General features: G+C 63.1%; 29 protein-coding genes and 1 tRNA gene. 22 read left to right on the top strand and 8 right to left on the bottom strand.

Annotation, left to right across the window (positions count from 1 at the left end):
- The first annotated feature begins 22 nt into the window (after positions 1 to 22).
- From Q0L94_RS16370 to Q0L94_RS16350, 5 genes are all read left to right on the top strand, one after another.
- Positions 23 to 697, top strand: a complete 675-nt coding sequence (locus Q0L94_RS16370; protein ID WP_296755368.1) for a LemA family protein — start codon at positions 23 to 25, stop codon at positions 695 to 697.
- Entirely contained in the window at positions 694 to 1,542 is an 849-nt protein-coding gene (locus Q0L94_RS16365) for a YgcG family protein (protein WP_296755366.1), read from the top strand. The genes Q0L94_RS16370 and Q0L94_RS16365 overlap by 4 nt, the downstream gene beginning before the upstream one ends.
- Entirely contained in the window at positions 1,536 to 2,051 is a 516-nt protein-coding gene (locus Q0L94_RS16360; protein ID WP_296755365.1) for a TPM domain-containing protein, read from the top strand. Before Q0L94_RS16365 ends, Q0L94_RS16360 begins: the two co-directional genes overlap by 7 nt.
- 217 nt (positions 2,052 to 2,268) lie before the next feature.
- On the top strand, positions 2,269 to 2,682 hold the full coding sequence (locus tag Q0L94_RS16355; protein ID WP_296755361.1) for an NfeD family protein: 414 nt from the start codon (positions 2,269 to 2,271) through the stop codon (positions 2,680 to 2,682).
- Between the two features lie 17 nt (positions 2,683 to 2,699).
- Entirely contained in the window at positions 2,700 to 3,635 is a 936-nt protein-coding gene (locus Q0L94_RS16350) for a stomatin-like protein (protein ID WP_296755358.1), read from the top strand.
- Here Q0L94_RS16350 and lplT read toward each other — a convergent pair.
- Positions 3,632 to 4,849, bottom strand: coding sequence for a lysophospholipid transporter LplT (lplT, locus tag Q0L94_RS16345; RefSeq protein WP_296755357.1), 1,218 nt, complete (start codon positions 4,847 to 4,849; stop codon positions 3,632 to 3,634). The two genes, Q0L94_RS16350 and lplT, sit on opposite strands and share 4 nt — an antisense overlap.
- 157 nt (positions 4,850 to 5,006) lie before the next feature.
- On the opposite strand from lplT, the gene Q0L94_RS16340 reads away from it, so the two are divergent.
- Complete coding sequence (locus tag Q0L94_RS16340; RefSeq protein WP_296755354.1) at positions 5,007 to 5,951, top strand: LysR family transcriptional regulator; 945 nt, start codon at positions 5,007 to 5,009, stop codon at positions 5,949 to 5,951.
- Positions 5,951 to 6,319: a hypothetical protein gene (locus Q0L94_RS16335; protein WP_296755352.1), complete on the top strand. Its 369-nt coding sequence runs from the start codon at positions 5,951 to 5,953 to the stop codon at positions 6,317 to 6,319. The genes Q0L94_RS16340 and Q0L94_RS16335 overlap by 1 nt, the downstream gene beginning before the upstream one ends.
- Before the next feature lie 12 nt (positions 6,320 to 6,331).
- Here the strand turns inward: Q0L94_RS16335 and Q0L94_RS16330 are convergent, their stop codons facing one another.
- Together Q0L94_RS16330 and Q0L94_RS16325 are read right to left on the bottom strand one after the other, a co-directional pair.
- Positions 6,332 to 6,640 (bottom strand): DUF2007 domain-containing protein, encoded by a 309-nt coding sequence (locus Q0L94_RS16330; protein WP_296755349.1) that lies wholly within the window; start codon positions 6,638 to 6,640, stop codon positions 6,332 to 6,334.
- A gap of 16 nt (positions 6,641 to 6,656) precedes the next feature.
- The gene (locus Q0L94_RS16325; RefSeq protein ID WP_296755346.1) at positions 6,657 to 7,067 is read right to left on the bottom strand and encodes a transcriptional repressor; all 411 of its coding nucleotides are present in this window, start codon (positions 7,065 to 7,067) and stop codon (positions 6,657 to 6,659) included.
- Positions 7,068 to 7,217: 150 nt separating this feature from the next.
- Here Q0L94_RS16325 and hisD point away from each other — a divergent pair, with 150 nt between their 5' ends.
- From hisD to Q0L94_RS16260, 13 genes are all read left to right on the top strand, one after another.
- On the top strand, positions 7,218 to 8,522 hold the full coding sequence (gene hisD / locus Q0L94_RS16320; RefSeq protein ID WP_296755344.1) for a histidinol dehydrogenase: 1,305 nt from the start codon (positions 7,218 to 7,220) through the stop codon (positions 8,520 to 8,522).
- Positions 8,523 to 8,535: 13 nt separating this feature from the next.
- Positions 8,536 to 9,594: a histidinol-phosphate transaminase gene (gene hisC, locus Q0L94_RS16315; protein WP_296755341.1), complete on the top strand. Its 1,059-nt coding sequence runs from the start codon at positions 8,536 to 8,538 to the stop codon at positions 9,592 to 9,594.
- Positions 9,595 to 9,644: 50 nt separating this feature from the next.
- A complete protein-coding gene (hisB, locus tag Q0L94_RS16310; RefSeq protein ID WP_296755339.1) occupies positions 9,645 to 10,232 on the top strand; it encodes an imidazoleglycerol-phosphate dehydratase HisB in 588 nt (195 codons plus the stop codon).
- A 61-nt stretch (positions 10,233 to 10,293) separates the two neighbouring features.
- Positions 10,294 to 10,980 carry an imidazole glycerol phosphate synthase subunit HisH gene (gene hisH / locus Q0L94_RS16305; protein ID WP_296755335.1) on the top strand — a complete coding sequence of 229 codons (687 nt, stop codon included), beginning with the start codon at positions 10,294 to 10,296 and terminating at the stop codon, positions 10,978 to 10,980.
- A gap of 31 nt (positions 10,981 to 11,011) precedes the next feature.
- The gene (gene hisA, locus Q0L94_RS16300; RefSeq protein WP_296755333.1) at positions 11,012 to 11,767 is read left to right on the top strand and encodes a 1-(5-phosphoribosyl)-5-[(5-phosphoribosylamino)methylideneamino]imidazole-4-carboxamide isomerase; all 756 of its coding nucleotides are present in this window, start codon (positions 11,012 to 11,014) and stop codon (positions 11,765 to 11,767) included.
- A 15-nt stretch (positions 11,768 to 11,782) separates the two neighbouring features.
- Positions 11,783 to 12,538 (top strand): imidazole glycerol phosphate synthase subunit HisF, encoded by a 756-nt coding sequence (gene hisF / locus Q0L94_RS16295; protein ID WP_296755330.1) that lies wholly within the window; start codon positions 11,783 to 11,785, stop codon positions 12,536 to 12,538.
- Entirely contained in the window at positions 12,535 to 12,936 is a 402-nt protein-coding gene (gene hisI, locus Q0L94_RS16290) for a phosphoribosyl-AMP cyclohydrolase (RefSeq protein WP_296755329.1), read from the top strand. The genes hisF and hisI overlap by 4 nt, the downstream gene beginning before the upstream one ends.
- Positions 12,933 to 13,250 (top strand): phosphoribosyl-ATP diphosphatase, encoded by a 318-nt coding sequence (locus tag Q0L94_RS16285; protein WP_296755326.1) that lies wholly within the window; start codon positions 12,933 to 12,935, stop codon positions 13,248 to 13,250. Before hisI ends, Q0L94_RS16285 begins: the two co-directional genes overlap by 4 nt.
- The gene (locus tag Q0L94_RS16280) at positions 13,243 to 13,581 is read left to right on the top strand and encodes a histidine triad nucleotide-binding protein (protein ID WP_296755324.1); all 339 of its coding nucleotides are present in this window, start codon (positions 13,243 to 13,245) and stop codon (positions 13,579 to 13,581) included. Before Q0L94_RS16285 ends, Q0L94_RS16280 begins: the two co-directional genes overlap by 8 nt.
- Before the next feature lie 18 nt (positions 13,582 to 13,599).
- Entirely contained in the window at positions 13,600 to 13,815 is a 216-nt protein-coding gene (gene tatA, locus Q0L94_RS16275) for a Sec-independent protein translocase subunit TatA (RefSeq protein WP_296755322.1), read from the top strand.
- 79 nt (positions 13,816 to 13,894) lie between these two features.
- Complete coding sequence (gene tatB / locus Q0L94_RS16270; RefSeq protein ID WP_296755320.1) at positions 13,895 to 14,377, top strand: Sec-independent protein translocase protein TatB; 483 nt, start codon at positions 13,895 to 13,897, stop codon at positions 14,375 to 14,377.
- A complete protein-coding gene (gene tatC / locus Q0L94_RS16265; protein ID WP_296755317.1) occupies positions 14,374 to 15,243 on the top strand; it encodes a twin-arginine translocase subunit TatC in 870 nt (289 codons plus the stop codon). The genes tatB and tatC overlap by 4 nt, the downstream gene beginning before the upstream one ends.
- Before the next feature lie 149 nt (positions 15,244 to 15,392).
- Positions 15,393 to 16,595, top strand: coding sequence for an ammonium transporter (locus Q0L94_RS16260; RefSeq protein ID WP_296755315.1), 1,203 nt, complete (start codon positions 15,393 to 15,395; stop codon positions 16,593 to 16,595).
- A gap of 5 nt (positions 16,596 to 16,600) precedes the next feature.
- Here the strand turns inward: Q0L94_RS16260 and Q0L94_RS16255 are convergent, their stop codons facing one another.
- The 5 genes from Q0L94_RS16255 to hpnC are packed head-to-tail and all read right to left on the bottom strand — an operon-like array spanning position 16,601 to position 21,506.
- Entirely contained in the window at positions 16,601 to 17,872 is a 1,272-nt protein-coding gene (locus tag Q0L94_RS16255) for a serine/threonine-protein kinase (RefSeq protein ID WP_296755312.1), read from the bottom strand.
- 13 nt (positions 17,873 to 17,885) lie between these two features.
- Positions 17,886 to 18,629, bottom strand: a complete 744-nt coding sequence (locus tag Q0L94_RS16250) for an SDR family NAD(P)-dependent oxidoreductase (protein ID WP_296755310.1) — start codon at positions 18,627 to 18,629, stop codon at positions 17,886 to 17,888.
- Positions 18,626 to 19,897 carry a hydroxysqualene dehydroxylase HpnE gene (gene hpnE, locus Q0L94_RS16245; protein WP_296755307.1) on the bottom strand — a complete coding sequence of 424 codons (1,272 nt, stop codon included), beginning with the start codon at positions 19,895 to 19,897 and terminating at the stop codon, positions 18,626 to 18,628. Before hpnE ends, Q0L94_RS16250 begins: the two co-directional genes overlap by 4 nt.
- Positions 19,894 to 20,739: a presqualene diphosphate synthase HpnD gene (gene hpnD / locus Q0L94_RS16240; protein ID WP_296755305.1), complete on the bottom strand. Its 846-nt coding sequence runs from the start codon at positions 20,737 to 20,739 to the stop codon at positions 19,894 to 19,896. The genes hpnE and hpnD overlap by 4 nt, the downstream gene beginning before the upstream one ends.
- A gap of 2 nt (positions 20,740 to 20,741) precedes the next feature.
- Positions 20,742 to 21,506, bottom strand: coding sequence for a squalene synthase HpnC (hpnC, locus tag Q0L94_RS16235; RefSeq protein ID WP_366799484.1), 765 nt, complete (start codon positions 21,504 to 21,506; stop codon positions 20,742 to 20,744).
- Positions 21,507 to 21,664: 158 nt separating this feature from the next.
- On the opposite strand from hpnC, the gene Q0L94_RS16230 reads away from it, so the two are divergent.
- A tRNA-Leu gene (locus tag Q0L94_RS16230) sits at positions 21,665 to 21,749 on the top strand.
- Positions 21,750 to 21,801: 52 nt separating this feature from the next.
- The coding region (gene tig / locus Q0L94_RS16225; RefSeq protein WP_296755301.1) for a trigger factor at positions 21,802 to 22,680 on the top strand (879 nt) is incomplete at its 3' end.

The raw sequence follows: 22,680 nt of genomic DNA, 5'->3' as shown, positions 1-22,680 counted from the left end.
ATGATATTCACGGGAGACTGACATGTTCAAATGGCTGAATGCGTTCAAATGGATGGCCGCGGGATGGATGGCGCTGGCCTTGTCCGGCTGCGGCTACAACACCTTGCAGACGACGGACGAGGACATCAAGGCGACCTGGGCCGAAGTGCTTAACCAGTACCAGCGCCGCGCCGACCTGGTGCCGAATCTGGTCAATGTGGTGAAGGGGTATGCGGCGCACGAGACGGACGTGTTCACCAGTGTCACGCAAGCGCGCGCCCGCGTCGGCGCGATTCAGGCGACGCCGGAACTGATCAACGACGAAGCGGCATTCCAGAAATTCATCGCGGCGCAGGGCGAACTCACCGGCGCGATTTCGCGCTTGCTGCTGGTCGCGGAAAACTATCCGCAGCTCAAGGCCGATGGCTTGTTCCGCGATTTGCAGGCGCAACTCGAAGGCACCGAGAACCGCATCACCGTCGCGCGCAACCGCTACATCGGCGCGGTGAAACTCTATAACGTCACGGTACGCTCCTTCCCGTCCAATCTCACCGCGATGCTGTTCGGCTACAAGACCAAGCCGAGCTTCACCGTGGAAAACGAGGCGGCGATCGCCGTGCCGCCCAAGGTCGATTTCGGCACGCCCGCTGCGCCCAGGACTGCGCCTGTTCCGGCAGGCGACAGCGACGCATCCGGCAAGCTGTCGCCCGGCTATTGATCGGCTTGTCCATCCTGAACCGCCGGGCGCGCGCGGCGTTCGGTTTTCTCCTGCTGCTGTTTGCGCTGTCCGCCTGGGCCCAGATCGCAGTGCCGGATTTGTCGCGCCGCGTCACGGATCTGACCGGCACGCTCGACGCCGGGCAGGTGACGGCGCTGGAAAACCGGCTTGCTGCGTTCGAAGCACAAAAGGGCAGCCAGATCGCCGTTCTCGTCGTCCCCACCACCCAGCCCGAAGACATTGCGCAGTTCGGCATTCGCGTGGCCGAGCAATGGAAGATCGGCCGCGAGAAAATCGACGACGGCGTGATCCTGATCGTCGCCAAGGACGACCGTAAATTGCGGCTGGAAGTCGGTTACGGCCTGGAAGGCGCGATCCCCGATGCCATCGCCAAACGGGTGATTGCAGAAACCATCACGCCCTATTTCAAGGCGGGCGATTATTACGGCGGCATCGATGCGGGTGTGCAGCAGCTGATGCGGCTGATCGAGGGCGAGCCGTTACCGGCGCCCAGCGCATCGAAGAAGGACGCAGATGATAGCCCCTTCATCATGCTCATCGTCGGCGGCATCGTCGCGGGCTGGCTGCTCTCCATGCTGATGAGCCGTCCGGCTGCGGGCGGGATCGCCGCGCTCGGAAGCGGAGTGGTGGGGGCGATGCTGCTGGGCTTGACCCCGGCGCTGCTGTTCATTGCCGTATTCGTGTTCGCCGGCGTGGCCACGGGATTCCGTCACGGCGGTGGCTGGTCCAGCGGTGGAGGCGGCGGCTTCGGTGGTGGAGGCGGCGGCTCGTGGGGCGGTGGCGGCGGTGGATTCGGCGGCGGAGGCGCATCGGGATCATGGTGAATTTCAGGCGCTGGGCGAGACACCTTTTCATGCCGCCGTGGGCGTGGCGGCGCGCGTTTCCGCAAGCCGCGCTCGATGCGATCGAGGCCGCCGTGGGCGACTCCGAGATGCGCCATGGCGGCGAAATCCGTTTCGCTATCGAGAACAGCCTCGCTCCCGCCTTGGCGTGGCGTGGCGTGAGCGGACGCGAACGCGCAATCGAGATGTTCTCCAGCCTGCGTGTGTGGGACACCGAGCACAACAGCGGTGTGCTGATCTATCTGCTGCTGGCCGATCACGACATTGAGATCGTCGCCGACCGCGGCATTGCCGCTTGCGTCGCCCCGGCGGTGTGGGAGCAGGTGGCGCAAACAATGGAGGCCGCGTTCCGCGACGGCCGCTTCGAACAGGGCGCTCTCAGCGGCATTGCCCGGATCAGCGATCTGCTGGCGGAACATTTCCCGCCTTCGGGAGATAATCCTGACGAACTGGCGAATCGACCCGTGATCGTGCCGAGAGGGCGTTACTGATTCGGCCAGATGACGTTTGAAGTGGCATCAAGGTTCAGCTTGCTCGGGCTGTGTATGGCAGCGCGGGAGGCCGAATCAATAAGCATTGAAAACAGCGTTCCATTGAGACGGGCCAGCGAACCGCTCAAAGCAGGATGCCGTGAGAAATACCGTGCGGGTTCAAACATCATCGGGCCGGGTCAATAGTGTCTGCTGGATATCAATAAGAGGAGAAGCGATGCAGGCTTACTTGCTGTGGTGGATTCTGGCGGCTGTGCTGGTGGGGGTGGAGCTTACCAGCGGCACCTTTTATCTGCTGGTGTACGGCGTGGCTGCCGCGGTGGCCGGACTGGCCGCCTGGCTGGGCGCCAGCCTGGTGACGCAGTTGCTGACGGCCGGCATGATCGCCGCGCTGGGTACCCTGGCGCTGCGCCACTGGAAGCGCAGTACCGCGCATCCGGAATCCTCGGTGCAGGACATGGACATCGGCCAGACTGTGCAGATCGAGTCCTGGCAGGGTGACCGCGGCCAGGTCAAATACCGCGGTGCGCTGTGGGACGCCGAAGCCGAAGCAGCCGGCGTCGACAGCACGCGTCCGCTGATCATCCGCGCAGTCAGAGGCAATACGCTGATCCTGGGCAATCAACCATGAATCAAGGGAGAAAATAAATGGATGTCGTCGCACTGGTCATCCTCATCGTCATCGGTATCGTTGTCGCCAAGGGCATCCGCGTGGTGCCACAGCAGAACGCCTGGGTGGTCGAACGTCTCGGCAAGTTCCACGCGGTGCTCGGCCCCGGCCTCAATCTGGTTATTCCGTTCATCGATGCCGTCGCTTACAAGCATTCACTGAAGGAAATACCGCTCGATGTGCCGAGTCAGGTCTGCATTACGCGCGACAACACCCAGCTTGCGGTCGACGGTATCCTGTACTTCCAGGTCACCGACCCCAAGATGGCATCCTACGGTTCGAGCGACTACATCTCGGCGGTGTCGCAACTGGCGCAGACCACGCTGCGTTCGCTGATCGGCCGCATGGAGATGGATCGCACCTTCGAGGAGCGCGAGGAAATCAACCGCGGCGTGGTGATGGCGCTCAACGAGGCCTCGACCAACTGGGGCGTCAAGGTGCTGCGCTACGAGATCAAGGACCTGACACCGCCGAAGGACATCCTTCACGCCATGCAGCGACAGATCACCGCCGAGCGCGAGAAGCGCGCGCTGATCGCCTCATCCGAAGGCCGCATGCAGGAGCAGATCAACATCGCCACCGGCGAGCGCAATGCCGCGATTCAACAGTCCGAAGGGGAAATGCAGGCCGCGATCAACGTGGCGCAGGGCGAGGCCGAAGCGATCAAGGCCATCGCCGCCGCCAATGCCGAGGCGATCGCCCGTGTTGCACGCGCAGTCGAACTGCCCGGTGGCATCCAGGCGGTGAATCTGAAGGTGGCGGAAAAATACGTCGAGGCCTTCGCCGGCATCGCCAAGACCGGCAACACCCTGATCGTGCCATCCAACATGGCGGACATCAGCACGCTGATCGCGGGCGCGATGAGCGTGGTGAAGTCGCAGAACATCGGGAATGAGGGAAGCAGCAGATCCTAGTGCACGATGTCGTTGCGATGGCGTAGCCAGATCGCCGTCATTACGCTGCTGATGAACAGCCCGAACACCAGGATGATGGTGTGGATGTGCCAGTCGGCGCGCACCATCAGGGCATAGGCGCCGGTCAGCACCAGGATGCTGATGTTCTCGTTGAAATTCTGCTGGGCGATGGAATGGCCGGCTCCCATCAACAGATGCCCGCGATGTTGCAGCAGGGCATTCATCGGCACCACGAAATAGCCCGCCAGCACGCCTGCCAGCAGCAACAGCAGCAGGGCCGGGATCAGGCTTTGCACCCAGATCAGTGCGATCGGCACGAAGCCGAGGATGATGCCGGCGGGCAGGACGCTGATGGCGCGCTGCAGGCGAACGAATTTGCCGGCCAGGATCGAGCCGATGGCGATGCCGAATGCGGAGGCGGCGGTGAGTTGGGTTGCCTGGTCGAGACCATATTTCAGATTGAGCGCGGCCCAGGCGATGACGAGCAGGCGCAGCGTCGCGCCGACGCCCCAGAACAGCGTGGTGACGGCGAGCGAAACCTGGCCGAGCGGGTCGCGCCACAGCAGCTTGAAGCTGTGCCAGAAGTCATGCAGGACATACAGCGGCGACTTGCTGGGGAGCTTGTGGTCGATCGGCAGGCGCGGGATGAGCAGGTTGACGACGGCGGCGCCCAGATAAAGGCTGGTAATGGCGACGATGGCGAATTTGGGGGCGATGACCACGGCCGAGAGCCCGGCGCGGCTGAGTATGCTTTCCGCGAACTGCGGGTTGATGAGTGCGCCGCCGATGATGGCGCCGAGCACGATGGCGGCGACGGTGGTGCCCTCCATCCAGCTGTTGGCGACGACGAGTTTTTCGGGCGGCAGCAGTTCGGTCAGGATGCCGTATTTGGCGGGTGAATACATGGCCGCGCCGATGCCGACGATGGCGTAGGCCAGCAAGGGATGCAACCCGGCCAGCATGGTGAGGCAGCCAGCGAATTTGACCGTGTTGGCGATGAGCATGACGCGGCCTTTGGGCAGGGCGTCGGCAAACGGCCCGACCAGCGGCGCCAGCACGATATAGGCAATGACGAAAACCGTTTGCAGCAGTGGCGAATACCATTCCGGCGCAGAAGAAAACAGCAGCAGGCCGATGGCCGCGAACAGCAGGGCGTTGTCAGCCAAAGCGGACAGGAACTGCGCCAACAAGATGGTGTAAAACGCGCGGTTCACGGCGTGGCCAAATCAGGATCGGCGGCGGGGCGGACGGGGTTGGCGCCCGGGCACTGGCGAAAGGACAGTGAATACAATGAGTTGGTGGGGCGCAGGTTTCAACACGGACGGGTTTGTGGTTGAATAAATTTCTTTTTTGACCCGGAGGCGAGGATTAATGGCCGACCGCAGACTGCAGGTATTCTACACCGTCGCCAAGCAGCTCAGCTTCACCAAGGCTGCGGATATCCTCTATATGACGCAGCCCGCGGTGACTTTCCAGGTCAAACAGCTGGAAGAGCATTTCAATACCCGGCTGTTCGAGCGCAGTCACGGCAAGATTTCCCTGACACCCGCGGGCGATCTGGTGCTGGGGTATGCCGACCGCATTCTGGCGCTGACCGCCGAGATGGAAGCGCGCGTGGGCGAGTTGACCGGGCAGGTGACGGGACCCTTGATGATCGGCGCGTCGACCACCATTGCCGAATACCAGCTGCCGCGCATCCTGGGGGAATTCAAGGAACGCTTTCCGCAGGTGCAGGCGCGGCTGACCGTCGCCAACTCGGAAACCGTGGCAGCCAAGGTGGCGGATCATTCGCTCGATGTCGGCCTGATCGAGGCGCCTTCGCACAATCCCAACCTGACCACGCTGGCGTGCTGCGAGGACGAACTGGTGATGATCTGTTCGCCCAATCATGCGCTGGCCTCGCGTTCGAGCGTGAACGCGACCGACATCGCCGAACAGCCCTACGTGTCGCGTGAGCACGGTTCCGGTACGCGCGAGGTGGTCGACGACTTCTTCAAGAGCAATGGCGTCAATCCCGACGACCTGCATATCGAGATGGAGCTTGGTAGCCGCGAAGCGATCAAGGGTGCGGTCGAGGCCAACCTGGGTGTGGCTATCATGTCGGCTTCCACCGTGACCAAGGAAATCCAGCTTGGTACGCTGGTCGCGCTGCCGTTGAATCCCCGGCTGACGCGTGAGCTGTCGATGGTTTATGCGCAGGAGAAATTCCGCAGCAAGCTGCTCGATGCTTTCATCAGCTTCGTTGAGAACAAGTTTCAGCAGTGCAACATCGACATCGTTCCGCAAAAACGCCCGCTCAAGGGACGCGGGCGCTGATGCGCGACAGCAAGCGCCTGATATCGATCTTCCGGTCGCTGTCTGAAACGCGGCAGCAGGCCCTGCTGGACTACGCCGAGTTTCTGGCAGGCAAGGAGGGTGCCGAGATCGCGGCCGCCCCACCGAGCGAACCATTGCCGATTCCGCGGCCCGAGCAGGAAAACGTGGTCAAGGCGATTCAGCGTTTGATGCAGACCTATCCGATGCTGGAACGCAACCAGATTTTTCACGAGGCCTCCGCGCAGATGACCCGCCACCTAGTACACGGTGTGGCGGCGGCGGAAGCGATCGACGAACTCGAGCGGATTTTTGCGCGCCAGTACCAGCAGTACCGCGACATGCTGCAAAAAGACCTGCTGTCGCCCTGATCGGGTGAATACTCAGCCGGGCAGGGCGCGTCCGCACTGCCAGCAACTCAGGAAATTGCCGGGATTGTGCTCGCCACAGTGCGGGCAGGTTTTTTCTTCGCCCGGTGCGGGGCTCAGGAAATCCGCCAATGCTTCGCGCGCATGACGTTCTTGCCTGTCGTCGTCGACCCACACCTCGGGCTGCGCCTGCATGAACGGCAGCTCGCCCAGCGCACCGGCGGCGTTGGCATTGAAGATGTGGGTGGCGATGCCGAGGCTGGACAGCGCGTCGACAGCCAGCTGGGCGTCGAGCAGGGTGGGGGCGATGTGAACCCGCTTCATTGACGGGGAAAAGGCCTTAGTTCTTGCGGCGGACGCGCACGATGAGGTCGATGCCCTCGGTCACCATGCCGGGCGGCAGCGGCGGCAGGCCGGAAATCCGCACCTGCCCGGCATCGATGTCGGACAGCCTGCCGCTGTCGACCTCGTAGAGATGGTGGTGCGGGCTGGTGTTGGGGTCGAAAAATACCTTGCTCGGGTCGACGATCACCTCGCGCACCAGGCCCTTTTCCAGGAACAGCCTGAGCGTGTTGTAGACCGTGGCTTTGGAGGTTTCGGAGTGGCGGGTGTTGACGATCGCCATCACCTGATCGGCTGACAGGTGTTGCTGGCGCGAAAACAGCGCATGCGCAATCTCGATCCGCTGGTGGGTCGGATTGATGTCGTGGCTGCGCAGGAGTCCGGCCATGTTGTCGCGCGTGTAATCCATGGGGCAATCATAATCAGCAATCTGGACTTTGTCTAATTTCCGGAATAGGTATGACTGTTATCTGGAAGAGCGCGCCGGGCACGGCAAAACGCCAAAAACCGGTACAATCGCAGCCAGACTTTTTGTCCAGACTTTTTAAAGCAGAATCCTGTGCTTACGCTCACCCGCCTCGATAGCGCGCAGCCTGATTTCCAGGCGCGCCTTACCCGCCTGCTGCAATTCGACGACGCTGCCGATGCCGCCATCGAGCAGACCGTCGCGGCGATCCTGCACGAAGTGAAAACGCGGGGCGACGCCGCGGTGCTCGAATATACCGAGCGCTTCGACCGCCTGCCGGCCGCCTCCCTGGCCAGCCTGGAACTGGGCCCGGCGCAATTGCAGGCTGCACTCGCAGCCTTGCCAGCCGATACCCGCCAGGCGCTGGAGGCCGCGGCGGAGCGCGTGCGCCGCTACCACGAAAAGCAGGTCCAGGGTTCGTGGACCTACACCGAGGACGACGGCACCGTGCTGGGGCAGCAGGTCACCCCGCTCGACCGCGTCGGGCTGTACGTGCCGGGCGGCAAGGCCGCCTATCCCTCGTCGGTGCTGATGAACGCGATCCCGGCCAAGGTGGCGGGGGTCGGCGAACTCATCATGGTGGTGCCGACTCCGGGCGGCGAGCAGAACCAGCTGGTGCTGGCCGCTGCCGCGATCGTCGGCGTCGACCGCGTGTTCACCATCGGCGGCGCGCAAGCGGTGGCGGCGCTGGCCTATGGCACCGCGACCGTGCCGCAGGTCGACAAGATCGTCGGCCCCGGCAATGCCTACGTGGCGGCGGCCAAGCGCCGCGTGTTCGGCACCGTGGGCATCGACATGATCGCCGGTCCGTCCGAGATTTTGGTGATCGCCGACGGCAACACGCCGGCGGAATGGGTGGCGATGGATCTGTTCTCGCAGGCCGAGCACGACGAAATGGCGCAGTCCATCCTGCTGTCGCCCGACGCGGCCTATCTCGATGCCGTCGCTGCGGCAATCGACAGGCTGATCGAAGGGATGCCGCGCAGCGAAGTGATCCGCACCTCGCTCACCAACCGCGGCGCATTGATCAAGACGCGCGACCTCGACGATGCGGCGGCGATCTCGAACACCATCGCGCCGGAACACCTGGAACTCTCGGTGGCCGACCCCGACGCGCTGCTGCCCGGGCTGCGCCACGCCGGCGCGATCTTCATGGGCAGGAACACCTGCGAGGCGCTGGGCGACTACTGCGCCGGGCCGAACCACGTGCTGCCGACTTCGCGTACCGCGCGTTTCTCGTCGCCGCTGGGGGTGTACGACTTCCAGAAGCGCAGCAGCCTGATCCACGTGTCCGAGGCCGGCGCGCAGACGCTGGGGCGGATCGCCGCCACCCTGGCCTACGGCGAAGGTCTGCAGGCGCACGCGCGTTCGGCCGAATACCGCCTAAAGCATAAATGAGCCGCGCCACGCGATGAGCCGCTTCTGGAGCGCCGTGGTGCACGGCCTGACGCCCTATGTGCCGGGCGAGCAGCCGAAGCTGGCCAACCTGGTCAAGCTCAACACCAACGAGAACCCCTACGGACCGAGCCCCAGGGTGCTCGATGCGGTGTGCGCAGAAGCCGCCGACACCTTGCGCCTGTATCCCGACCCCAACTCGGACCGGCTGCGCGCCGGCATCGCCGCCTATCATGGCGTGACGGCCGACCAGGTGTTCGTCGGCAACGGTTCCGACGAGGTGCTGGCGCATGCCTTCATGGCGCTCTTGAAGCACGATCAAGCGATCCTGTTCCCGGACATCACCTACAGCTTCTATCCGGTGTATTGCGGGCTGTACGAGATTGCATATCGGCAGATTCCGCTGACCGAATCGTTCGAGATCCGGGTCGACGATTACCTGACGCCCAATGGCGGGGTGGTTTTCCCCAATCCCAATGCCCCCACCGGGCGGCTGCTGGCGCTGGACGAGGTCGAGCGCCTGCTCGCCGGCAACCCGGAATCGGTGGTGGTGATCGACGAAGCCTACATCGACTTCGGCGGAGCATCGGCGATGGGCCTGGTGGCGCGCTATCCGCAACTGCTGGTGGTCCGCACGCTGTCGAAATCGCATGCGCTGGCCGGCCTGCGCGTCGGCTACGCCATCGGCCAGGCGCAGCTGATCGAGGCGCTCAACCGGGTGAAGGACAGCTTCAATTCCTATCCGCTCGACCGCTTCGCCCAGGCGGGTGCGCTGGCGTCGATGGACGACCATGTCTATTTCGAGTCCATTTGCACGAAAGTCGTGGCGACCCGCGCCCGGCTGGTGGCTGAAATGGACAAGCTTGGCTTCGAGGTGCTGCCCTCGGCCGCCAACTTCGTCTTTGCCCGCCACCCCGCGCATGATGGCGCCGAACTGGCGGCCGCGCTGCGCGAGCGCAGCATCATCGTGCGCCATTTCAGGAATCCGGCCCGCATCGCGCCGTTCCTGCGCATTACGATCGGCACCGATGCGCAATGCGATGCGCTGCTCGCTGCGTTGAAAGCGCTGTGCTGAAAACCAGAGCGGCCTGCTAGAATCCCTTTACAGTCTTATTTTCCGACGCCATGCGCACCGCCCAAGTCACCCGCAACACCCTCGAGACCCAGGTCACGGTCAGTCTCAACCTGGACGGCACCGGCAGCGCCAAGCTTGCCACCGGCGTGCCGTTTCTCGATCACATGCTCGACCAGATCGCGCGCCACGGCCTGATCGACCTGGATATCGAGGCCCAGGGCGATCTGCATATCGACGCCCATCACACGGTGGAAGACACCGGGATTACGTTCGGTCAGGCGTTTGCCCAGGCGCTCGGCGACAAGAAGGGCATCCGCCGCTACGGCCATGCCTATGTTCCGCTCGACGAGGCGCTGTCGCGTGTGGTGATCGACCTGTCGGGGCGACCCGGACTGGAATATCACGTCGATTACACCCGCGCGCGTATCGGCGAGTTCGACGTCGACCTGTTCCTCGAGTTCTTCCGTGGCTTCATCAATCACGCCGGGGTGACGCTGCATATCGACAATCTGCGCGGCATCAATGCGCACCACCAGGCCGAAACCGTTTTCAAGGCATTCGGCCGTGCGCTGCGCATGGCGGTGGAAACCGACCTGCGCATGGGCGACGTGCTGCCATCGACAAAAGGTGCGCTATGAGGGCGGCGGCAATTTCAGGCGGCTACGCGATGTGTGTCCCGCAAATCGAGGCGGCTGAGCTGTGAGCGTCGATATCGCCGTCATCGACTACGGCATGGGTAATCTGCGTTCGGTCTCCAAAGCCATCGAACACGTTGCGCCGGCTGCGACCGTGGCGGTGACTTCCGACCCGGCCGTGATTGCCGCAGCCGGCCGCGTCGTGTTCCCGGGGCAGGGCGCCGCCCGCGACTGCATGCGCGAAATCGACGCACGCGGCCTGCGCCAGGCGATCGTCGATGCTGCCCGCAGCAAGCCTTTTCTGGGCATCTGCATGGGGATGCAGGTGCTGTTCGAGCACAGCGAGGAAGGCGATACCGCCTGCCTGGGGATCCTGCCCGGCAGCGTGCAGCGTTTCCCGCACGAGGCGATGCACGACGGTCGGGGGAATAAACTGAAAGTGCCGCACATGGGCTGGAACAACGTCCATCAGGTGGTGCCGCATCCGTTGTGGGCAGGGATCGAGGAAGGCGCGCGCTTCTACTTCGTGCACAGCTATTTCGTGCAGCCGGCTTCGCCTGAGGTGATTGCGGGATTTTCGCATTACCCGTTCCCGTTCACCTGCGCGGTGGCGTCTGCGAACATGTTTGCCGTCCAGTTCCATCCGGAAAAAAGCCAGAATGCCGGATTGACGCTGCTGGGTAATTTCGTAATCTGGAATCCGGGTGCCTCTGAAACCGCCTGCGATATGTCCGGCGCGGCCTGCGCCTAATGTTTATTCTGTATGACCCCGCTGATCAGCCATGTTAATTATTCCTGCGATCGACCTTAAAGACGGCCACTGCGTGCGCCTGGAACAAGGCGAAATGGACCGTGCCACCGTGTTCTCCGAGGATCCTGCGGCGACCGCCCGTCACTGGAAGGATCTGGGCGCGCGGCGCCTGCATCTGGTCGATCTCAATGGCGCGTTTGCCGGCAAGCCGGTCAACGATGCAGCGATCCGTTCGATCGTCGAGGCCGTGGGTGACGAGATGCCGGTGCAGCTCGGCGGCGGCATCCGCGATCTCGCCACCATCGAGCGCTATCTCGACGACGGCGTGCGCTACGTCATCATCGGCACCGCGGCGGTGAAAAACCCCGGCTTCCTGCACGAAGCCTGCGATGCCTTCCCCGGCCATGTGATGGTCGGGCTCGATGCCAAGGACGGCAAGATTGCGGTCGAAGGCTGGTCCAAGATCACCGGCCACGACGTCATCGACCTGGCCAAGCGCTTCGAAGGCTACGGGGTGGAAGCCATCATCTACACCGACATCGGACGCGACGGCATGCTGACCGGGGTGAACGTGGACGCCACCCAGCGCCTGGCGCAGGCTCTGTCGATCCCGGTCATCGCCAGCGGCGGCGTCACCAACCTCGACGACGTCAAGGCGCTGTCCGCCGTGGCCAAGGACGGCATCATCGGCGCGATCACCGGCCGCGCCATCTACCAGGGCACGCTCGATTTCGCCGCGGCGCAAAAGCTCGCCGACGAATTGGCCGGCGGCGTGTTCGGGGTCTGATTCGAGAGGCTGACCATGCTGGCAAAACGCATCATTCCCTGTCTCGACGTCACCCATGGCCGTGTGGTCAAGGGAGTCAATTTCGTCGAACTGAAGGACGCCGGCGACCCGGTCGAAATCGCGCGCCGCTACAACGAAGCGGGTGCCGACGAATTGACTTTTCTCGACATCACCGCATCGAGCGACAACCGCGACCTGATCCTCCACATCATCGAAGCCGTCGCCGCCGAAGTCTTCATTCCGCTGACGGTCGGCGGCGGTGTGCGCGAAGTGGGCGACGTGCAGCGCCTGCTCAACGCCGGCGCCGACAAGGTCAGCATCAACACCTCGGCGGTGATGAATCCGCAACTGGTGAAGGACGCATCCGACCGCTACGGCAGCCAGTGCATCGTGGTGGCGATCGATGCCAAGCGGACGGGCGACCACTGGGAAGTCTTCACCCACGGCGGGCGCAAGGCCACCGGATTCGACGCGATCGAATGGGCGAAGAAGATGGAAAGCCTCGGCGCGGGCGAACTGCTGCTCACCTCGATGGACCGCGACGGCACCAAGAGCGGTTTCGACCTGGAACTGACGCGTGCGATTTCCGAGGCGGTCGACATTCCCATCATCGCCAGCGGCGGCGTCGGCAACCTGCAGCATCTGGTCGACGGCGTGCGCGAAGGCCGCGCCGACGCGGTGCTGGCGGCGAGCATTTTCCACTTCGGCGAGTACGGCATCGACGAAGCGAAAAAATACATGAAGCAGCACGGCATCGAGGTGCGCCTGTGAGCGACTGGCTCGATTCAATCAAATGGGACGCGCAGGGGCTGGTGCCGGCGATTGCCCAGGATGCCGCCAGCGGTGAAATCCTGATGGTCGCATGGATGAACCGCGAGGCGCTGGAGGAAACCGCACGCACGCTGCGCGGGGTGTACTGGTCGCGCTCGCGCGGCAAATTGTGGCGCAAGGGCGAGGAATCCGGCCATGTACAGAAGGTCAGCGAAATCCGCCTGGATTGCGACAACGACGTGGTGCTGCTGAAAGTTGAACAACTCGGCGGCATTGCCTGTCATACCGGACGACGCTCCTGTTTTTTCCAGAAGCTCGACCGCGACGAACAGGGCGGCGATCGCTGGGTGACGATCGCCCCGGTGCTGAAAGCCCCTGACGAGATCTACCGCAAATGAGCGACATCCTGGACCGCTTGGCAGAGACGCTGGAAGCGCGCAAGCAGGCGTCGCCCGACAGTTCGTACGTAGCCAAACTGTACGCCAGGGGCACCGACGCCATCCTGAAGAAAATCGGTGAGGAAGCGACCGAGACCGTGATGGCGGCGAAGGACGACCAGGCGGAAAAGATCATCTACGAAGTCGCCGATTTGTGGTTTCATACTTTGGTTTTGCTGGCACACAAGGGGCTGAAGCCGGCAGATGTGTTGAACGAGCTGGCGCGCCGGGAAGGCCTGTCGGGTCTGGCGGAAAAGGCGAATCGACATGAGTGACTGCATTTTCTGCAAAATCGTCGCCGGCCAACTGCCGTGCGGCAAGGTCTACGAAGACGAGGACGTGCTGGCGTTTCACGATATCCACCCGTTTGCGCGGGTGCATTTCCTGATCATTCCAAAGCAGCACATCGCTACGCTGGACGATTGCACGCCCGCGCACGAGAAACTGCTCGGCAAGATGCTTCTGCTGGCGCCGCGCCTGGCAAAGGAGCAGGGGCTCGATAGCGGGTTCAAGACCCTGATCAATACCGGACGTGGCGGTGGCCAGGAAGTGTTCCACATTCATGTGCATGTATTTGGCGGGGGCGACCCCGTTTCACGCAGTTGAGTCATAAGGAGACGTATTATGGGTAGCTTCAGCATCTGGCATTGGCTAATCGTTCTGGTCGTGGTGCTGCTGATTTTCGGCACCAAGAAGCTGCGCAACATCGGCAGCGATCTTGGCGGGGCGGTCAAGGGCTTCAAGGAAGGCATGAAGGAAGATGCGCCCAAGCTCGGCGACGGCGCCGAACAAAGCGGCAACACCATCGACGCGGAAGTCAAGGACAAGCACCACTCTTGAGGATGCGGAACAGGGTGGGGGCGGATGAAAGTCCGCCGAGCACGATTCCCACTATCGCCTTATTCCTGGTTGGACCTGAATGTTCGATATCGGCTTTACTGAACTCATCGTCATCGGCGTGGTTGCGCTGATCGTCATCGGCCCTGAGCGTCTGCCCAAGGTCGCGCGTACGGCGGGGCATCTGTATGGCCGCATGCAACGCTATGTGTCGTCCGTAAAATCGGACATCAGCCACGAGATACAGCTGGATGAAATTCGCCGTGTCGGCGTGGAGATCAAGAACTCGGCCGAGTTGGCGGCGCTGGACGCCAAGCAGCAAGTCAGCGCGGTTGACGATTACCTGCGCGACGAGGCAAGCGGCATCAACAAGGCGTTGACGGCGACGGCAGCCGCCGCAACCGGGGGCGAGCATCCTGTCGACGAACCCGCGCTGAAAGAGACCCCGGAGCCGGTCGTGCAGCAAAGCCTGCCGCTGGACGAGCCGGATCAGAACCCTGCGGTTGACACGCCGTCTGCCGTGGTGGAAACGGCGCGCGACGAAACGGCAGGAAAAACCGCATGAGCGACGTGCAGGAAACCTTTATCTCGCATTTGATCGAAATGCGCGATCGCCTGCTGCGCGCAGTGGCGGTGGTGGTGGTGATTTTCGTCTGCCTGTTCCCCTGGGCGCAGGATTTGTATGCGCTGCTGGCCAAGCCGCTGCTGGCGGCGCTGCCCAAGGGCGGGCAGATGATCGCCACCGAGGTCACGACACCGTTCTTCGTGCCGGTCAAGGTCACCATGATGACCGCCTTCCTGCTGGCGTTGCCATGGGTATTCTTCCAGGTCTGGGCGTTTGTCGCGCCGGGGCTGTACCAGCATGAAAAGCGTCTTGGCGTGCCGCTGGTGATCGCCAGCGTCATTCTGTTCCTGCTGGGGATGGCGTTCGCCTATTTCCTGGTGTTCCCGGTGGTATTCGGCTTCATCGTCGGCGTCGCGCCCGAGGGGGTGGCGGTGATGACCGACATCGGCAAATACCTCGACTTTGTGATGACCCTGTTCATGGCCTTCGGGATTACCTTCGAGGTCCCCGTCGCTGTGGTGCTGCTGGTCAAAATGGGCATGGTGTCGGTGACCAAACTGCGTGAAATCCGGCCGTATGTCATCGTCGGCGCCTTTATCATCGGCGCGATATTCACTCCACCCGACGTGATCTCGCAATTCATGCTGGCGATGCCGCTGTGGGTGCTGTACGAACTGGGCATCGTCGTTGCCGCACTGATCACCAAGCCCAAGCCTGAATCCGAGGCGAGTGAATCCGCCACGGATTACACGCCGATGTCGCAATCCGACATGGATGCAGAGTTGGACCGCATCGAAGCCAGTCTGATCGATCCTCCTCCAAGCTTGCCTGATCAAGCCGAACCCGGCTCGCCCAATAGCCGTTAACGCACCGTGGCGGTGCGCAATGCGCCGCCATGCACCAGTGCAGTGCCGTTGCGCCATGTCCTTATTGACGCCTTTCGTTTTAAATCCGTGACTTAAGCAGCGGGAATGGCGCTTGCTTATACCCGCCGGCTATCAATAGGAACCGGGGCATGGAAGCGCTGAAATCGGGCAGTGACGTTTTGTTCGTATTGCTAGGCGGCATCATGGTGCTGGCCATGCATGCGGGGTTTGCCTTTCTTGAGCTGGGCACGGTGCGCAAGAAAAACCAGGTCAATGCCCTGGTCAAGATTCTCACCGATTTTTCAGTTTCCACTATTGCCTATTTTTTCATCGGCTACAGCGTCGCCTACGGAATCGACTTCTTTTCCAGCGCCGAGATACTGTCGGCCAAAAATGGCTATGACCTGGTCAGGTTCTTTTTTCTGCTGACGTTTGCGGCGGCCATTCCGGCTATCGTGTCGGGCGGCATAGCCGAGCGCGCACGCTTCAATCCGCAATTGGCGGCCACGTTCGCGCTGGTGGGGCTGGTTTACCCGTTTTTTGAAGGGATCGTCTGGAACGGTAATTATGGTCTTCAGGACTGGCTGGCAGTTGCCGTGGGAGCGAAGTTCCATGACTTTGCCGGGTCGGTGGTGGTGCATGCCATGGGCGGCTGGATTGCCTTGCCTGCCGTACTGTTGCTCGGTGCGCGGCGCGGACGCTATACCAGGGACGGCATGATCTCGGCACATCCGCCGTCCAATATTCCGTTTCTGGCACTCGGCGCATGGATTCTGACGGTGGGCTGGTTCGGTTTCAACGTGATGTCGGCCCAGCTGATCGAAGCCGTATCGGGGCTGGTGGCGGTGAATTCGCTGATGGCGATGGTGGGCGGTACGCTTGCGGCGCTGGTGATTGGCCGCAACGATCCCGGTTTCATCCACAACGGTCCGCTTGCCGGTCTGGTGGCCGTGTGCGCAGGTTCCGACCTGATGCATCCGCTGGGCGCCCTGGCGACCGGCGCGATCGCCGGTGCGCTGTTCGTGTGGATGTTCATGGTGACGCAGAACAAATGGAAGGTCGACGATGTGCTCGGAGTGTGGCCGTTGCACGGCCTGTGCGGTGCATGGGGCGGGATTGCGGCGGGAGTTTTCGGTACCAGGGCACTGGGGGGAATGGGCGGTGTCAGTCTGGTGGCCCAGCTGATCGGCACGCTAGGCGGCGTGGCTGTCGCTGCACTTGGCGGTCTGGTGGTGTATGGCATCCTGAAACGGGCTGTGGGTTTGAGGCTGGGCGCTGAGGCGGAGTTCAATGGTGCCGACCTCAGCATACACAAGGTGTCGGCGACAGCCGAACGCGAAACCAACTGGTAGCCCGGCTAGTTTTTTTTCAATTGCCGCAGGTGCCTGCGGCGCTCGATTTGCAGCTGTTCGAGTTGCCGGTCCACCTGCACCACGTCGGGATGCTGCTCGGTGTATTCCAGCAGCAGTTCGGCGCGCTTGATGCGCAGCTCGACCTGTTTCCTGTCGAGACCGGCAAGGTAGGGATCTGTCTGGACGGCGGCTACCGCTGGGCGTTCCGGCTGGGGCGGCCTGGAGGCGGGCTGGTTGTTTACATCCGTCTCCGCGTCCGGGGTCGCATCGGGCTGCGGTGCGGTACCCTGGGAGAGGCTGGCGTGCGGTGACGAGGGCGGGGGCAGGATCGGGCGGGCGGGGCTGATGAAATGCTCGATGACGATGATGCCCAGGCCGATCAACAAGAACACGCCGATGGGTGCGCCGAATGCCAGTACCCGCAGCAGACGTGACACCTGCCTGGAAGGCGGCTGTGCTGACGCCGGTGGTGCTGCAGGTGCCAGCACATGCAAGGCGCTGACCAGGCTGCGCGCGTCCGGCCGGGCTTCCGGGTTTTTGTGCAGCATGCGCGCCAGCAACCTGGCCAGATCAGGGGGCAATTGAGGGCGCAGGGTTGCTGCAGGGACAGGCGCTTCATTGACCACACGGTAAACAATGGTCGGCAGGCTGTTGCCATCGAAGGCATACCGCCCGGTGAGCATTTCATACAGCACAGCACCCAGCGAGAAAATATCCGAGCGTCCATTGACTTCACGCCCCATCGCCTGCTCCGGCGACATGTAGCGTGGCGAACCGAGCATTTGCCCGACGTGGGTATGGTCGCTGTTGACGAAATGGGCGATCCCGAAATCGGTCAGCTTGATGCGTCCGCGCCGGCCGGTGACGACGACGTTGGCGGGCTTGACATCGCGGTGGATGACGTCGTGCTCGTGCGCGAACGCCAGCGCCTCGGCCATCTGCGTGGCGGTATCGAGCACCAGATCCAGCGGCATCGGGCCCTTGTCCATGAGATCGCGCAAGGTCGCGCCGGGAAGGTATTCCATGGCGATGTAGGCTAGTCCGTCGGCCTCGCCGACGTCGTAGATCGTCACGATATTGGGGTGTGACAGCCGGCCGGCACTCTGCGCTTCGCGCAGAAAACGGGATTCCGCATCAGTGCCGTCTTGCCGCAATTGCGCGATGGGCACGGCCTTGATGGCGACGGTGCGTTCGATCAGCGGGTCGCGCGCCCGATAAACCGTACCCATCGCGCCCTGGCCGATTTCATCGAGAATTTCATAGCGGCCGATTTTCATGACGGGGTGAGCGTCAGGCCTGGCATTCCACGATCTGACCGCGCACGGTGCGGCTGTCCAACCCCATCAGGTACAGATACCAGGGCATCAGGTCGTCGACGCCGGGAATCGTCTCGGGCGCAAGCCCGGGATGGGTGCGCGAACGCAAGGTGGTCGCCACCTGGCCGGGAATCAGGGTGTTGATCCGCAGGTTTTCGTCCGCGCTGAGTTCATCGGCCCAGATCCGGGTGAGCGTTTCCAGGCCCGATTTTGCTACGGCATAGCCGCCCCAGTAGGCGCTGGGTTGATGGCCGTGGGTTTCACCGGTGAACACGACCGACGCATCCGGCGCCTGTCGCAGCAGCGGCAAACAGGCGCGGGTGAGCGCAAACGGTGCGATCAGATTGACCCGCATCAGGGCCTGCCACTGCTCGATCGTTTGCAGGTGGAGGGGTGTCAGGCTGTAAAACTGGTGTGCGCTGTGCAGCAATCCGTCGAGCCGTTTCAGGTGATGCGCGAGGGTGCCGGCGAGGGTCTCCAGGCTGCGGTCGTCGGCGGCGGCCAGATCATACGGAAACATGGCAGGCTCGGGGCCGCCGGCGGCCAGGATGGCATCGTAGACCGCTTCGAGATTGGCCTCGTTGCGAGCGAGCAGGGCGACGGTGGCGCCGTGGCGCGCAAACGCCAGGCTGGCGGCGCGCCCGAGGCCCGAACTGGCACCGGTGACGAGAATGACACGACCTGCGAGCAGGTCAGAGCGGGGAAGATAGTTTTTCATAGCTGTTCAAGTAAAGCGCGGGCCGATTGTACTCCGCTCAGGGTTGCGCTTTCGAGCGTAGCGGGGTAAGGCCCGCTAGTGTAATCGCCCGCCAGGAATATGCGCCGATGCGCGGTGCGGACGGCAGGACGTTTCAGGTTGGGGGTGCAGGCGTAGCCCGCCTGTTTTTCGACGATGCTTTTGCGCCACTGTGCAGGGCCGGGTTGGGCGATCCGGAATAACTGGGCTTCGGCCTGGCCCAGCCAGTTTGCGGACAGATTCGTGGCGGTGCTGGCAACAAACGCCAGCAGCCCTGCCTGGCCGTGGCTCTGGCCGCGGTCGAACACAAACTGCGCGGGGCCATCCGCCAGGGCAAACAGCGGCTTGGCCAGCTGAAAAGCCTGATCGTACTGAACGTAGCCGGTGGCAATCGGTTGATAGTGATAGGCCGACACTTCGCGCACCACCGATTCGAGCGCGGGGATCGGGGCAGCCAAACCCGCCAGATGTTGCGGCGCGACGGCGAGGATGACGTGGCTGTAGGCGGTCGACCCGTCGCGCGTGCTCAAGGTGACGGCATCCGCGGCGGCATCGAGCGCGGTTACCCGGCAAGCCAGGTGCACCTGGCCGCCGCATTCGATCAGGCGCGCCGCAGCGGGCGCAGGGAATAGGGCGGTCAGGTCGCGACGCGGCAACAGCAGGTCGCTCTCATGATTGCGCCCGCCGAAAGCGGCGCGGATGACGTCGCGGAAAACCCTGGCGCTGGCCGTTTCCGGCGGCGTGTTGAGGGCCGATACGCACAGCGGGTGCCATAGCAGACGGCGCAGCGTTTCGGGCTGGGAGCGGGTGATCTGGCTGACGCTTAGCCGATCCGGCGCGGCCGTGTCGCGCAGCAGCGCGTAGGCCCAGCGTGCGGCGGCGAGCTTGTCGCGCCAGCCCAGCCCCCGCGCACCGAGCAGCCCCGCCAGCAAATGCAGCGGCGCCGGCAGGCGCGGGCAGGCGAGGCTGAAATCCGGCGGCTGGCTGAGGGTCAGCGGCAGGCGCCATAAACCGTCGTGGGCGGCGGCGGGGCGCAGGCGCTCGATCAGCTGAAGCGTCTGTGCATACGCGCCGAGCAGGATGTGCTGGCCGTTGTCGAGCGGCCGGCCGGCGAACTCGACCGCGCGCGCGCGGCCGCCCAGGGTGCGGCTGGCTTCGAACAGGGCGACGTCGACCCCTGCCTCGGCCAGCGTCAGCGCGGCGGCGCAGCCCGCCCAGCCGCCGCCGATCACCGCGACACGGGCGGTCATGGAAACAGCCAGGTCTTGCTGGCCAGCCACAGCTTGCGCATTGGCGTGAGCGAGACGCGCGCACGCAACACGGGGAATTCGGCGCGCCGGATTTCATTCAGTAAAGCGCGATAAATCGCCGCCATCACCAGCCCCGGGCGCTGCGCGCGGCGCGCACTGGCGGGGAGCGCGGCGAACGCGCGCTCGTAGCAGGCGGCGGCGCGTTCGAACTGGAACTGCATCAGCGCCTGAAATGCGGGAGTGGCCGCGCCATGCAGGATGTCGGCTTCGCGTACGCCGAAACGTGCGAGTTCATCCTGCGGCAGATAAATCCGTCCGCGTCGCGCGTCCTCGCCGACGTCGCGAATGATGTTGGTGAGCTGGAACGCGAGCCCCAGTTCGTGCGCATAACGGCGAACCGCGCGATCGTCCGCGCTGCGCGGCCCGCCGAAAATCGCTGCCGCGACTTCACCCACCACGCCTGCCACGCGATAGCAGTACAGGTTGAGGGACTTGAAGTCGGGGTAGCGTGAATGCTCCAGGTCCATCGCCATGCCGTCGACGATTTCCAGCAGCAGGGCAGCGGGTGCATTGCGGCCTTGCACAGTATCGAGGAGGGCGCGGGTGGCCGGATGCTCCGGCGCGCCGGCCGCAAACCGCATGATCTCCTCGCGCCACCAGTCGAGCTTGGTCAGGGCGAGTTGGCTTTCGTGGCACTCATCCACCACGTCGTCGAGTTCGCGGCACAGGGCGTAAAACGCGGTGATCGCGCGCCGCGTGTCCGGCGGCAGGAAGACGAAGCTGTAATAGAAACTGGAACCGCTGGCGGCAGCCCGTTCCTGGCAATACTGATGAACATCCATGCTCAAAACAGCCCGCGTCCGAGCATGACGATCCAGTCTCTTTTGGTTAGTACCGGACGGTTGTGGAACACGCAGCCGGGGTCGGCGTGCAGTTTGCGCAGGATGGCTTCGCCGCCGAGGATGGTCACGCGCAACTCCAGCCCGATGCGTCCCTTGAGTGTCCGGCCGAGCGGTGCGCCGGCCTGCAGCAGCTTGCGTGCGCGTTCGATCTGCTTGTGCATCATCATGTGCCACAAACCGCGCGTGTCGCCCTGCGCGATCTGCATTTCGCCGACGCGGTGCGCGGCCAGTTCGTCCTGCGGCAGATAGATGCGGTCCTTGCGGTAATCCACCGCGATGTCCTGCAAAAAATTGATCAGTTGCAGGCTGCTGCAGATGGCGTCGGAATAGGCCACATGTCGCGGGTCGTGGTCGCCGTACAAATGCAGCATCAGGCGCCCCACCGGGTTGGCCGAGCGGCGGCAGTAGTCCATGACTTCGCCGAAGTTGGCATAGCGTTTTTTTCCCACGTCCTGCGCAAACGCCGACAGCAGGTCGCGAAACGGTGCCATCGGAATGGCGTGATCGCGGATTGCGGCAGCCAGCGGCGCAAAAACCGGATGGGTCGAGGCCTCGCCGCGTTCGATGCGATCCAGTTCGGCGTGGTATGCCGCCAGTTGCTCAAGACGCATTGCTGCGGAGGCGTCGCCTTCGTCGGCAATATCGTCCGCCGTGCGGGCAAACCGATAAATGGCTTCGACCGGTTTGCGCAGCGGTTTGGGCAGCAACCAGGACGCAACGGGGAAGTTTTCGTAGTGATCGACCGGCACCGGCAACAAAAAAACGGAATGGGAATAATGACTTAGGCAGGATGCCGGGTTAGCTTGGGTGACAGCATCGCTTTGATTATATTACACTTATTGGTCGATAGTTTTGCGGCCAAGCCGCGAGAGTGGCGGAATTGGTAGACGCACTGGATTTAGGTTCCAGCGCCGCAAGGCGTGGGGGTTCGAGTCCCCCCTTTCGCACCATCGGCTTTATGCCGTTTACCCTTACATTTCAATTCAGCCAGGAAGTATTTTGATGCAAGCAAATCTTGAAGTCCTCGAAGGTCTGGCCCGGCGCCTGGATATCAGCGTGCCCATGGATCAGCTGGAAACCGAAGTGCAGAGCCGTCTGAAGCGCCTGGCACGCAACGTTAAGATGGATGGTTTCCGCCCTGGCAAGGCGCCGCTGAGCGCAGTGGTGCGCCAGCACGGCGCCGGCGTGCGCCAGGAAGTGCTGGGTGAAACCCTGCAATCCCGCTTTGGCGAGGCCGTGCAGACCCACCAGTTGAAAATCGCGGGTTATCCGCGCTTCGAACCGAAGGCGGGGCAGACGGCGGCGGAAATGACTTTCAGCGCCAGTTTTGAGGTCTATCCTGAAGTGAAGATCGACGTGTTGAATACCGGCAAACTCAGCCGCCCCGTCGTGAGCCTGGGCGAGGCCGATGTCGCAAAGACGCTGGAGGTGCTGCAGAAGCAACGCCGCAGCTTCGAGGCGACCGATCGGGCCGCAATGGAAGGCGACCTGGTCAAATTCGACTATCAAGGCACGGTGGATGGCGCGGCATTCGAAGGCGGCAAGGGCGAAGACTTCGCCGCGGTAATCGGCGAGGGCCGTTTGCTGAAGGATTTCGAACAGAGCCTGACCGGGCTCAAGGCGGGCGACAGCAAGGGATTCGATCTGACGTTCCCGGCCGAGTATGCCGCCAAGGAACTCGCCGGCAAGGCCGCGCATTTCGAGGTGCAGGTCAAGGACGTACAGGCTCCTGTGCTGCCGCCGGTGAATGCGGAGTTTGCCAAGGCGCTGGGAGTCGAGGACGGTGACGTCGAGAAACTCAAGGCCGAGGTCAAGACCAATCTGGAGCGCGAAGTGAAACGCCGCGTGCAGGCGAAACTGAAAGAGCAGGCGATGGAGTTG

This window comes from Thiobacillus sp., from assembly GCF_024708915.1.
Note: the sequence above shows the minus strand (reverse complement) of the source record. Positions and strands in the feature narration are given on the sequence as shown.